Source organism: [Erwinia] mediterraneensis, assembly GCF_900604315.1.
Taxonomy (GTDB): Bacteria; Pseudomonadota; Gammaproteobacteria; order Enterobacterales; family Enterobacteriaceae; genus Pantoea; species Pantoea mediterraneensis_A.
Map to the genome: position 1 here is coordinate 1,349,839 of NZ_LR026978.1, position 12,591 is coordinate 1,362,429.

Here is a 12,591-nt window from a genome sequence, read left to right on the forward strand (position 1 = left end):
GACTTGCATGTGTTAGGCCTGCCGCCAGCGTTCAATCTGAGCCATGATCAAACTCTTCAATTAAAAGCTTGATTTGCTTCAACTCGTGAAGCGATGCTCAAGGAAAAACGTCGTAATGAATTACGTGCTCACTCTTGAGACTTGATATTTTTTAAGCCCGGAGGCTCCGATATCAATCCTGCGAGTGCCCACACAGATTGTCTGATAAATTGTTAAAGAGCGGTGCCACTAATCGAGTGGCGCGGGCTGCGTATATTACGCTTTCCGCTTTGCCAGTCAAGCCTTTATTTCGCTTTCCTGCGCCCTGACACATCGTTGCGTTTCGCGCTGTTCCGTGTCAGTGGAGGCGCATTATAGGGGGTTAATTCTCTCTGACAAGCGTTAATTTCAAATTAATTTCTGAGTGCTGATTTTTTACCCAAAGACGTGCTAAACCGCCACTTTTTTCAGCGTTGCGAAGCCATAACGCTGTAAAACGGCGACTAATTGCTCAGCATCGCTGTCCATTGCCGTGCAGAAAGCGACATTTTCTTCTGCTGATTTAGCATCGGGTGATTCATGTTCCAGCAACCAGACAGTTCTTCTGGCGATAGCTGCACCGGAATCAATCAGGCGCGTCCCTTCCGGCAAGACTTGCTGCAACTCTTCACGCAGTAACGGGAAGTGGGTGCAGCCGAGCACTACCGTATCGGGCGGTTCGGGCAGCCGCAACCAGGGCTGTACGATGCGCCGGACTTCTTCTTTATCTATCTTTTCCCCATGCAATTTCCTCTCTGCCAGCTCGACCAGTTCTGAAGAACCCAGCATATTGATACGACACTCGCGGGCGAACTGGGTAATCAGTTCCTGCGTATAGGAGCGACGTACGGTCGCGCGTGTCGCCAGCAAGCCGACAATGCCGTTGCGCGTCAGCCGTGCGGCGGGCTTGATTGCCGGCACGACGCCGACCACGGGAAACGCGAAACGGGCGCGTAAAGCGGGCAGAGAAACAGTGCTGGCGGTGTTACAGGCGATCACCACCAGCGCCAGCGGATGCTGTTGAGTAATAGCGTCAACCACCGCCACGACGCGCTCAACGATATACTCTTCGCTCTTTTCCCCGTAGGGGAAACCGGCATTATCGAAGGCGTAAAGATAGTGTAGCTCCGGCAACAGCTGCCGGATCTCATCATAGACGGAGAGCCCACCGACGCCGGAGTCAAATACCAGCACGGTGGGTCGCAGGTTAGAAGCTGTAGCTGCCGCTGAGGTAATATTCCCGCCCTGGAGTTTGATAGCCATAGACTGTCTCGTAATCTTTATCGAACAGGTTGGCTATTCTACCACGAACAGTAAGGTGGGAGGTGACCGGATAAGCGAGAGCAAGGTCCCATAAACTCACGCCGCCAAACTTCACGCGCCGGGCCACGCCTGTGCTGTAGTCATTATCATAGCGCTCGCCCAGATAATGCCAGCTGACAGCCCAGTCGATATCATAGAGCGTCCAGTCGAGTTGATATTTCACCTGTTGCTTTGCCCGACGCAGCAGCACCTGATCGGTTTCACCATCACGGGCGTCGACATAATCGTAAGAGAGCTGATGACTGAGCGGGCCGGTATCGAAGGATGCGGTGGCTTCCACGCCTTTAATACGCGCTTTATTAATATTGTAATAGCGCCAGGTGACAGGATCGCTGTCAATCAACCCGTCAATATCATTACGATAGCCCGAGACGCGCCAGTTAACCGGCCCGGTTAACCCTTCGAAGCCCCCTTCCCACTGCTTACTCTTTTCCGGATTGAGATTGCGGTTGCCATAATAATCGCTGTACAGCTGGCCGAGATTGGGTGCCTTGAAGGCGGTGCCATAGGAAGCGAAAACACGATAACCGGCAATAAGCTCCCAGGCTGCGCTGGTTTGCCAGGTCTGATGCCAGCCGAACTCATCATTATCGTCACCGCGCACGGCGCCTTCTAATGTCAACTGTCCCAGCTGCTGCTGCACCGTGGCATAAATACCTGTGTTACGCTGCTCGTGGCCATCGGTAACATAACCGGTGCCCGGTTCCGAGGACTGTTTTTGCCAGTCAACGCCGGCGCTTAGCGCGCCCTGCCCCAGCTGCACGGTATTACCCCACTGCAGATTGTATTGCTGCGTATCATCCAGGGTGGCGGCGCTGCCGTAACGACCAAATGCCGGACTGTAGTTGTAATCTTTGCTGTGGCTGTAGCTGGCTACCAGCTGCGTTGAGTAGATATCCTGACTGAAGCGCACGCCGCCATCCCAGGTCTGACTGTAAAGCTGGCGCGTATCAACAAAAGTATTGGGTGCTATCCAGGTGGGAGAACCATCGTAATCCGTGCGGTTTTCAAAGCCGTAGCCGCGTACGAAACCGCTGAAGCTATCGCTGAACTGATGTTCCAGCGCGCCATAGAGCGTTTTACTCATAAAGCCATCACGGTCCGGCTGTGCTGCCGCGCCATAGGCGTCAGGCAGCCCGGCGACCACATCATACGCTTTGGTATAGGTGTAATTGCCGGCCAGCGTCAGCGTTGTGGCATCGTTCAGTAACTGCCGGGTCGTTGCGTCATACGATTGATAGCTATGCGATCCTGCGCCTGCGGTCAGCGTCGTACCTGGCTGGTCACGGCCCGTAATAATATTAATCACCCCGCCCACCGCATCGGAACCGTAAACGGCAGAACGCGCACCGCGTACATACTCAATACGCTGAACCAGCGTCAGCGGAATCTGACTGAGATCGGAAGAGCCGGTAATGCCGGCCTGATTCAGCCGCACGCCATCAATCAGAACCAACACGTGGCTGGAGTTGGTGCCGCGAATAAAGAGCGAACTCTGTTGACCGAGGCCGCCGCTTTGCGCCACATCGACGCCCGGTAAACGACGCATCACATCCGTCAGGCTTTTGGCCTGCCAGCGATCAATCTCTGCACGGGTCACAACGGTGGTGGGCGCCAGTACCGAGGAGACGGGCTGGGCAAAGCGGTTAGCGGTAACGACGAGAGGATCATGACTCTGCTGCGCGACACTGGTTTGCGCCCAGAGGGAGATCGCCGTTGCACTGAAGGCGCACAGCGAAGCTTTTGTTTTCATCATTTTTAAGCATCCAAAGGCTAAAGCAGGATGCCGCAGGCATACGATCGATAGTACGCGATGATCGTACAGATTGCGACGACACACCGGCAGGTCTTCGGGCTGGGAACCATAAGTGATGAAGACTTCCCATCCTTACGGACAGTGTCTGCATATGCAATCACCACGATGTTCGTTACCGCTGCGCGTCAGCTCCAGATTTACACTGGATTCCCTATTCACTCATGCTGAGACCGGCTGGCGCAGTCTACGGGTAAGATGGCCAGAAATCCAGACTTCCGGCCATCTTCTTACGCCGGGGCTGGACATCGCAAGACGAATGCCTACAATCGCCCGGCAAGCCCGCTTTTAACAGGATCGATAATGACACCCGAACACCTCCCGATTGAAGAGTACGACGCGCAACTGGCGGAAAAAGTCAGCCGTCTGGAAACGATGATGACGCCCTTTGCCGCGCCCGCCGTAGAGGTGTTTCGCTCACCGGTGAGCCATTACCGCATGCGGGCAGAGTTCCGTCTCTGGCACGACGGCGACGATCTCTATCACATCATTTTTGATCAGCAGACGCGTCAGCGGATACGCGTCGATCAATTTCCGGCTGCCAGTGAATTGATCAATTTGCTCATGCCGAAAATGATCGCAGCGATCCGCGACAACACTGTCCTGCGCCACAAGCTGTTTCAGATCGATTATCTCTCTACGCTCAGCAATCAAATCATTATCTCGCTGCTTTATCACCGCAAGCTGGATGCTGCCTGGCAGCAGGCGGCAAGCGTTCTGCGCGATGCGCTGCGCCAGGAAGGGATTGAGGTGCAGCTGATTGGCCGCGCGACAAAAACCAAGATATGCCTCGATCGCGACTATATTGACGAGCGCTTGCCGGTTGCGGGCCGGGAGATGATCTACCGTCAGGTGGAAAACAGTTTTACCCAGCCGAATGCTGCGATGAACATTCAGATGCTGGAGTGGGCGCTGGATGTCACCCGGGATTCCCGTGGCGATCTGCTGGAGCTTTACTGCGGCAACGGTAACTTCTCCCTCGCGCTGGCGCGTAATTTCCGCCGCGTGCTGGCCACTGAAATCGCCAAACCCTCCGTGGCGGCGGCGCAATACAATATTGTGGCCAACCAGATCGAGAACGTGCAGATAATTCGTATGGCAGCAGAAGAGTTCACCCAGGCCATTAATGGCGTGCGCACCTTTAACCGTCTGCAGGGTATCGATCTGACGGAATATGACTGCGAAACCATTTTTGTCGATCCGCCACGTAGTGGGCTGGATGAGGAGACGGTGAAGATGGTGCAGGCCTATCCGCGTATCCTGTATATCTCCTGCAACCCGCAGACGTTGTGCGACAACCTGCAGCAGCTCTCCCTTACCCATGAGGTTACCCGGCTGGCGCTGTTCGATCAGTTCCCTTACACCCATCATATGGAGTGCGGCGTGCTGCTGACGCGCAGGTCCTGAAAATGAAAAAGGGAACCCTGAGGGTTCCCTTTTTCTTGCCTGCGACGGTTCAGCCGTGGTTTTTCTTGCCACGTTTGAAGCGCGTGGCAATCCAGAACACCAGGCAAACCATCAGGATCGTCGGGATAAAGTTAGAGCCGATATCGGGATATTCAGCACGCACGATAGAGCTGTAGACCAGAATCCCCAGCAGGAAGAACGCCGCCGCCAGCGAAGGCATGCCTTCCGGCATATTGCGATTCAGGTAACGCTGATGCAGGCACCAGGCGGCCAGTCCCAGCGCAATCAGCGGAAAGATAGAAAAAGGCACAAAGGCGTTAAACAGCACGGAAAATGAGCCGTTAATGGCCAGACCGGTAATAAAAGCCAGTAACAGCGTGCCTTTATCGCGAGAGGGTTGTTCTGTCATGTCATTATCCTTATCAGTCTACTCGTCAGTTTTGTCCAGGGCCACCGCCAGACGCTCTTGCTCCCGGCGATACCAGTAATACGCGCCTTTGGCGATCATCCGCAGTTGCAGCACCAGACGATCTTCCAGCTTACGGCGTTGTTCAGCATCGACATCCAGCGCCTCGGCACCTGCGCTGAAGACGATAGTCACCATCGCTTCTGCCTGCGCCTCGGTAAAGCTGCGCGGCATACGGTTTTCCACCTCCAGATAATCCGCAAGCTCAGCGATAAAATGCTGAATTTCTCGCGCAACCGCGGCACGAAAAGCTGCCGAGGTGCCGGAACGTTCACGTAACAGGAGACGAAAAGCGTTGGGATTGTTACCAATAAACTCCATAAAGGTCGACACCGAGGTTTTGATAATGCTGCCGCCTTTAGCGATACGCTGGCGCGCCTGGCGCATCAGCTGACGCAACATCAGCCCGCTCTCATCAACCATGGTCAGGCCAAGCTCATCGACATCTTTGAAGTGGCGATAGAACGAGGTCGGCGCGATACCCGCTTCGCGTGCCACTTCACGCAGACTCAGGCTGGCGAAGCTGCGTTCTGCGCTCAGCTGGCTGAATGCCGCTTCGATCAGCGAACGTCGTGTACGTTCTTTTTGTTGCGCTCTGACGCCCATCATTTCTACCTTTTAACCATCCCGGCAGGCACTATAACAAACTTTTCAGCGTACAGATGAGCAAACTTTGTGATCGCTTGTTAACCTCACGCTTTGCCAAACCCCGGCTAAATTCGCTGTTAGAATTCAGAAGTGAGCAAGGAGATGTTAGAATCCCGTTGTTAAAATGTTTAAAAATAGGACCTACCGGTATGCAAAAGTCTTACGATTACGATGCCATTGTTATTGGCTCCGGCCCGGGCGGTGAAGGCGCAGCGATGGGGCTGGTGAAGCAGGGAGCGCGCGTCGCCGTGATCGAACGCTACCATAATGTCGGCGGCGGCTGTACCCACTGGGGTACCATTCCCTCAAAAGCCCTGCGCCACGCCGTCAGCCGTATTATCGAATTTAACCAGAACCCGCTTTACAGTGATCATACCCGTCTCCTGCGCTCCTCCTTCGCTGACATTCTGAACCATACCGAGAACGTTATCAGCACGCAGACCGCGATGCGCCAGGGCTTCTACGAGCGTAACCGTTGCGAACTGTATGAGGGGAATGCGCGTTTTGTTGATACCCATACCCTGGAGATTGAACTGCATGACGGGTCGCATGAGCGCCTGACCGCAGAAAAATTTGTCATCGCTTGCGGCTCCCGCCCTTACCACCCGGCAGACGTCGATTTTACCCATCCCCGTATCTATGACTCCGACTCCATACTCAACCTGCATCATGAGCCGGGCCACGTCATTATTTATGGCGCCGGGGTGATCGGCTGTGAGTACGCCTCCATTTTCCGTGGGCTGAACGTCAAGGTTGACCTGATTAACACCCGCGATCGCCTGCTGGCCTTCCTTGATCAAGAGATGTCAGATTCTCTCTCTTACCACTTCTGGAACAACGGCGTGGTGATCCGTCACAACGAAGAGTTTGAAAAGATTGAAGGTGTGGATGATGGCGTGATTATGCACCTGAAATCGGGCAAAAAGGTCAAGGCGGACTGTTTGCTCTATGCTAACGGCCGTACCGGTAACACCGATTCTCTGGCGCTGGAAAATGTTGGCCTGGAAGCTGACGGACGCGGCTTGTTAAAAGTGAACAGCATGTACCAGACCGCACAGCCGCATATTTACGCGGTGGGCGATGTGATCGGCTATCCGAGCCTGGCGTCAGCCGCCTACGATCAGGGACGTATTGCAGCGCAGGCCATTATGCGGGGCGAAGCGACGGCGCATCTGATCGAAGATATCCCGACGGGCATCTATACCATTCCGGAAATCAGTTCCGTGGGTAAAACCGAGCAGCAGCTGACGGCGATGAAAGTGCCGTATGAAGTGGGTCGCGCCCAGTTCAAACATCTGGCGCGGGCGCAGATTGTCGGCATGAACGTGGGTAGCCTGAAGATTCTGTTCCACCGCGAAACCAAAGAGATTCTCGGTATTCACTGCTTCGGTGAGCGTGCCGCAGAAATCATTCATATCGGTCAGGCGATCATGGAACAGAAAAACGGTGGCAACACAATCGAGTATTTTGTGAATACCACCTTTAACTATCCTACCATGGCGGAAGCCTACCGCGTGGCAGCGTTAAACGGCTTAAATCGCCTTTTTTAACGACTGGGTCATCCGGGACTGCATGTGTGAACGAATTGCCTCTGCCAGCTGTTCATAACGGCTGCGCAGCGGTGAGCCCGGACGATAAACCAGGGCGATAGTGCGCTGGGGCACGGGCTTATAACAAGGCAGATAGCAGACGCCATCGCGGACGCGCTCCTGCGGCACCGAGAGCGCCGGCAGTAACGTAATACCGCTGCCTGCCGCCACCATATTGCGCAGCGTTTCCAGACTGGTGGCACGAAAATGGGTATCTTCATCCGCCCCGGCTTCAAAGCAAAAGCCCATCGCCTGATCGCGCAGGCAGTGCCCGTCTTCCAGCATCAACAGTTTTTCACCGGCCAGATCGGACATTGGCACGCGGTCACGATCGTGCCAGGGATGATCTTCATAGACCGCCAGCATCATCGGCTCATCAAACAGCGGCACTTCAATAAAAGCCTCGCTCTCTTTCACCAGCGCCAGAATCGCACAATCCAGCTTGCCGCTGTCGAGCTGCGCCAGCAACTGCTGGGTCTGCGCTTCATGCAGATACATTTCCAGCTTGGGAAAGGTTTGATGCAGCATAGGAATAATATGCGGGAGCAGGTAAGGCCCGGTGGTGGGAATCAGGCCAATATGCAGTGGTCCTGACATCGCCTCACCCTGCTGACTCGCCATCTCTTTCAGAACTTTCACTTCACGCAACACGGTGCGCGCCTGATCGACCAGCAGCAGACCCGCCTGCGTGAAAAGTACTTTACGGCTGGTTCGCTCCAGCAACATCACGCCCAGTTCATCTTCCAGCTTGCGTATTTGTCCGCTCAGTGTGGGTTGGCTGACATGACAGGCATCGGCGGCGCGCCGAAAATGGCGATGCTCCGCTAACGAAACCAGGTACTCCAGATCACGAATGTTCATTGTTATCCTCCGTACCACGATAGCCCGTGGCGATAAATAGAATAGCAATGAACGATTAGCCCTATCAAGCGGCGCAGAGAATAATGCACGCAATGAATCATATCGGACCACCCATAAAGGAAGTGAGATGTTTGCTAGTCAGGAAGGTAACGCTGTTCCTCAGGTCACCTTTCATACCCGTCAGAACGATCGCTGGGTAGACGTAACGACTGATGAGTTGTTTAAAGATAAAACCGTCATTGTCTTTTCATTGCCGGGAGCCTTTACGCCAACCTGCTCATCCAGCCATCTGCCGCGCTATAACGAGCTGTACAATGTTTTCGTACAGCAGGGTATCGACAGCATTTTGTGCGTTTCGGTGAATGATGCATTTGTAATGAATGCCTGGAAAGCCGATCAGCGTGCTGAACATATTACTTTTATTCCTGATGGTAACGGCGACTTTACCCGCGGCATGAATATGCTGGTGGAGAACAGCCATCCGGGCCTGGGGCCGCGCTCATGGCGCTACTCCATGCTGGTGTGCAACGGCGTGATTGAAAAAATGTTTATTGAGCCCAGAAAACCGGGCGACCCGTTTGAGGTTTCCGACGCTGACACCATGTTGCGCTATCTGGCCCCCGAATTTAAGGTGCAGGAATCAGTGTCGGTATTCACCAAACCGGGTTGCCCGTTCTGTGCCCAGGCGAAACAGTTGCTGCGCGAGCGTGGAATTGCGTTCGAAGAGATTGTGCTGGGACAGGATGCGACGACAGTCAGTTTGCGCGCCGTCTCAGGCCGAGCCACTGTGCCGCAAGTCTTTATTGGTGGACGCCATATCGGCGACGCCGATGACCTGAAACAGTATCTGTTTTCAGCGTAAAAGCATCACTGTGTCAGCCGGATGCTGGCCCTTTGATAATGTGCCTATAAAAAAACCATTCTGAAGCTAGAGGTTAGCGGGCAATCATTGCCCGCTCTTTTTTTATCAGTTATCCAGACGTTGTTTTGCCGCGTCGATCGCCAGCGCGACCTGCCGGGGCGACACCCCACCTTTGGCACTGCGCTGCTGCAGACAGGATTGCAATGCCAGCATCGGATAGACATCGTCGCTAATCACACTGCTGAATTTCTGCAGATCTGCCAGCGCTAAAGCTTCCAGCGCCACGCCCTGCTTGATCGCCTCGACCACCGCTTCACCCACGATATGGTGCGCTTCGCGGAACGGTACCCCTTTCGCGACCAGATAATCGGCCAGTTCGGTGGCATTCGCATAGCCCTGTTCAGCCGCTTCCTGGCAGCGCGGGCGCTTCACCTGAATACCTTCCAGCACCAGTACGGACATATGCAGGCAGTCAAGCCAGGTATCGAGCGCGTCAAACAGCCCTTCTTTGTCTTCCTGCATATCTTTGTTATAGGCGAGCGGCAGCCCTTTCAGCGTCATCATCATGCCAGTGAGCGCACCCTGCACGCGGCCACACTTACCGCGGATCAGCTCCAGCGCATCGGGGTTTTTCTTCTGCGGCATCAGTGACGAACCGGAGGTGACTTTGTCTGACAGCTCAACAAAACCCGCTTCGCCGGTATTAAAGAAGATCAGATCTTCGGCAAAACGCGACAGATGCACCATGCCGATAGCGGCATCGGAGAGCAACTCCAGCACGTGATCGCGGTCGGAGACACTGTCCAGGCTGTTGCGGGTCGCGGAGGCGAAGCCCAGCCAGCCAGCCAGCTGCTCGCGGTCAATGGCATAGGCGGTCCCGGCCAGCGCGCCGCAGCCCAGCGGACTGACGTCCAGGCGCTTCAGGGTATCCTGCAGACGGCTCTCATCGCGCGCCAGCATCTCGACATAGGCCAGACACCAGTGAGCAAAGGTGACCGGTTGTGCACGCTGCAAATGGGTATAGCCCGGCATCACCGCATCCTGGTTCGCTTCTGCCGTGGCGACCAGCGCCTGCTGTAGCTGGCGCGTAGCGCTCAACAGCGCCTCTACCTGCATTTTGCACCAGAGTTTCAGGTCAGTTGCGACCTGATCGTTACGGCTACGACCGGTATGCAGTTTTTTACCCAGCGCACCCACTTTCTCGATCAGCTGGCTTTCCACCCAACTGTGGATATCTTCCGCATCGCTTTGCAGAATGCGGACCGGATCGGTACGCACCTCATCAAGCAACGTGTTCAGCGCCGCTTCCAGCTGCTGCTGTTCTTCGGCAGTAAGCACGTTGACCGTCACCAGCGCTTTGGACCAGGCGACTGAGCCAATAATATCCTGCTCCGCCAGACGATAATCGAAGCGCAGCGAGTCATTAAACTGTTTGAAACGCTGATCTGCAGCCTGGGTAAACCGTCCACCCCAAAGTGCCATGAGCATGCTCCCTCTAATCATTACAACTGGGGCGGCCTGGAAGCCGCCCCGACATTATTACCAGGACAAGTCGCGCTCGTCGTACAAACTATTTTTTCTGCTCGTTCAGCGCACGAATGCGTGACGAAAGCGAGAAGAGTCGAATGAAGCCGCCTGCATGGCTGTGGTCGTAGACTTCATCTTCGCCAAAGGTGGCGAACTCTTCGGAATAGAGGCTATTGGACGATTTTTTCTGAATTGCCGTTGCCTGGCCTTTATACAGCTGTACCACGACTTCGCCGTTCACCTCTTCTGCCAGAGACGCGGCTGCCGCCTGGATCGATTTACGCAGCGGCGCAAACCAGCGACCGTCGTAAACCACATAGGACATTTCCTGACCCAGCTGCTGACGCCATTTGAAGCTGTCGCGATCGAGAACCAGCTGCTCTACGGCACGCAGCGCATTCACCATGATGGTGCCGCCAGGGGTTTCATAACAGCCGCGCGATTTGATACCAACCAGACGGTTCTCAACGATATCGATACGGCCTACGCCATGTTTCGCCCCCAGGACGTTTAGTTTTTCCAGGCACTGGAACGGGCTCAGCGCTTCGCCATTCACCGCCACTACGCAGCCTTTTTCCACGGTAATGGTGACGTTTTCCGGCTGATCCGGGGCTTCCTGCGGATCCACGGTCCAGACCCAGCAATCTTTGTTCGGGGCGTTCCACGGACTTTCCAGTACGCCGCCTTCGGTAGAGATATGCCAGGCGTTCTCGTCACGGCTGTAGATTTTCTCCAGTGACGCGGTGGTCGGGATGTTGCGCTCTTTCAGATAGGCGAGCAGCGCTTCACGCGAACGCAGGTTCCACTCACGCCAGGGCGCGACCACTTTCAGCTGCGGTGCCAGCGCGGTGTAGGTGGTTTCGAAACGCACCTGATCGTTACCTTTACCGGTTGCGCCATGGCAGAGCGCGTCAGCGCCCACTTTCAGCGCCAGCTCAACCTGCGCTTTGGCGATAATCGGACGCGCCATAGAGGTGCCCAGCAAATAGGTGCCTTCATAGAGCGCACCGGTCTGCAGTACCGGGTAAACGTAATCACGGATAAACTCTTCGCGCAGATCGACAACATGGCATTCGGAGGCGCCGGACTGCAGCGCTTTTTTCTCAACGCCTTCCAGATCGCTACGCTCCTGACCGATATCCGCCACGAACGCGACCACTTCACAGCCGCCATAGTTCTCTTTCAGCCATGGAATAATGGCCGAGGTGTCGAGACCACCGGAGTAAGCCAGGACGATTTTTTTAATGCCTTGCGTTTGCATTTCGTAATCCTTGAATCAGTATCGTTAAGCGAGAATCCGGGTGCCAATGGACACACCGTTAAACAGATTGGGCAGCTGTTCCGCATGACGCCAGCTGGCGATATCCACGGGACGGCCCAGCGCGCGTGCGGCATCCAGCGCCGCATTGACCTTCACAATCATGCCGTCGGTAATAATGCCCTGCGCGATCAGCTGCTCGGCTTTCTCCGCCGTCATCTCTTCAATGCGCTGGCCTTTACCATCCAGAATACCGCTTACATCGGAAAGCAGCACCAGATCGGCCCCCAGGGTCGCGGCCAGCGCGGTCGCCGCCTGGTCGGCATTTACATTCATTAATTCACCCGCGTCGGTGATGCCGATAGAGCTGACCACCGGCATATAACCCGCCGCCAGCAGCGTATTCAGCAGCGCAGGCGAGCCCGGCGTCGCGTGGCCGACATGCCCCAGCTGCTCATCGAACTGTTCGACATTTACCATACCGCCATCAGCCAGGCAGAGACCCACCGCCTGAATACCCTGTTTTTTGGCCCATGCCAGCAGTGTCTTGTTCGCCGTGCCAGCCAGCGCACCGGTAATAATGTCAATCTGATCGGCAGGCGTCACGCGCAGACCGTTTTTTTTCTGCACCGGCAGCGCCAGCTTTTTCATCAGCTCATCCACCAGGCAGCCTCCGCCATGCACAATCACCAGCGGACGCCGATGTGCGGAACGGTAAGCCAGCAGCGCATCAAACAACCGGGCCAGCGCCTCTTCGCTGTCCAGTAACACCCCGCCCAGCTTGATAATTAATGGATTGGTCATGATCAGCACACCTGC

Annotated in this window: 11 protein-coding genes and 1 riboswitch; of the genes, 3 read left to right on the forward strand and 8 right to left on the reverse strand. The window is 55.3% G+C overall.

The annotated features are described in order from the left end of the window. Window positions 1-429: 429 nt before the first annotated feature. Entirely contained in the window at window positions 430-1,281 is an 852-nt protein-coding gene (gene murI / locus E0E17_RS06390) for a glutamate racemase (protein ID WP_130832602.1), read from the reverse strand. Next, window positions 1,226-3,097 (reverse strand): TonB-dependent vitamin B12 receptor BtuB, encoded by a 1,872-nt coding sequence (gene btuB, locus E0E17_RS06395; protein WP_130832604.1) that lies wholly within the window; start codon window positions 3,095-3,097, stop codon window positions 1,226-1,228. The genes murI and btuB overlap by 56 nt, the downstream gene beginning before the upstream one ends. A gap of 67 nt (window positions 3,098-3,164) precedes the next feature. Continuing rightward, window positions 3,165-3,347: riboswitch (cobalamin riboswitch) on the reverse strand. Between the two features lie 110 nt (window positions 3,348-3,457). On the opposite strand from btuB, the gene trmA reads away from it, so the two are divergent. Next, window positions 3,458-4,561, forward strand: coding sequence for a tRNA (uridine(54)-C5)-methyltransferase TrmA (gene trmA, locus E0E17_RS06400; protein ID WP_130832606.1), 1,104 nt, complete (start codon window positions 3,458-3,460; stop codon window positions 4,559-4,561). Window positions 4,562-4,610: 49 nt separating this feature from the next. On the opposite strand, the gene E0E17_RS06405 is transcribed toward trmA, so the two are convergent. Both E0E17_RS06405 and fabR read right to left on the reverse strand, forming a co-directional pair. Next, complete coding sequence (locus E0E17_RS06405) at window positions 4,611-4,970, reverse strand: YijD family membrane protein (protein ID WP_130832608.1); 360 nt, start codon at window positions 4,968-4,970, stop codon at window positions 4,611-4,613. Window positions 4,971-4,988: 18 nt separating this feature from the next. Continuing rightward, complete coding sequence (gene fabR / locus E0E17_RS06410; protein ID WP_130835473.1) at window positions 4,989-5,633, reverse strand: HTH-type transcriptional repressor FabR; 645 nt, start codon at window positions 5,631-5,633, stop codon at window positions 4,989-4,991. A gap of 191 nt (window positions 5,634-5,824) precedes the next feature. Between fabR and sthA the strand changes: the two genes are divergently transcribed. Beyond that, window positions 5,825-7,225 carry a Si-specific NAD(P)(+) transhydrogenase gene (sthA, locus tag E0E17_RS06415; protein WP_130832610.1) on the forward strand — a complete coding sequence of 467 codons (1,401 nt, stop codon included), beginning with the start codon at window positions 5,825-5,827 and terminating at the stop codon, window positions 7,223-7,225. Here sthA and oxyR read toward each other — a convergent pair. Further along, window positions 7,208-8,125, reverse strand: coding sequence for a DNA-binding transcriptional regulator OxyR (gene oxyR, locus E0E17_RS06420; protein ID WP_130832612.1), 918 nt, complete (start codon window positions 8,123-8,125; stop codon window positions 7,208-7,210). The two genes, sthA and oxyR, sit on opposite strands and share 18 nt — an antisense overlap. Window positions 8,126-8,252: 127 nt before the next feature. Here oxyR and E0E17_RS06425 point away from each other — a divergent pair, with 127 nt between their 5' ends. Further along, the gene (locus E0E17_RS06425; protein WP_130832614.1) at window positions 8,253-8,987 is read left to right on the forward strand and encodes a glutathione peroxidase; all 735 of its coding nucleotides are present in this window, start codon (window positions 8,253-8,255) and stop codon (window positions 8,985-8,987) included. Between the two features lie 105 nt (window positions 8,988-9,092). Here the strand turns inward: E0E17_RS06425 and argH are convergent, their stop codons facing one another. The 3 genes from argH to argB all read right to left on the reverse strand — a co-directional run bounded on the left by argH (window position 9,093) and on the right by argB (window position 12,576). Then, window positions 9,093-10,469 (reverse strand): argininosuccinate lyase, encoded by a 1,377-nt coding sequence (argH, locus tag E0E17_RS06430; RefSeq protein ID WP_130832616.1) that lies wholly within the window; start codon window positions 10,467-10,469, stop codon window positions 9,093-9,095. Between the two features lie 88 nt (window positions 10,470-10,557). Further along, window positions 10,558-11,775, reverse strand: coding sequence for an argininosuccinate synthase (locus tag E0E17_RS06435; RefSeq protein ID WP_130832618.1), 1,218 nt, complete (start codon window positions 11,773-11,775; stop codon window positions 10,558-10,560). Window positions 11,776-11,799: 24 nt separating this feature from the next. Then, window positions 11,800-12,576, reverse strand: a complete 777-nt coding sequence (gene argB / locus E0E17_RS06440) for an acetylglutamate kinase (RefSeq protein ID WP_130832621.1) — start codon at window positions 12,574-12,576, stop codon at window positions 11,800-11,802. Between the last annotated feature and the right edge of the window lie 15 nt (window positions 12,577-12,591).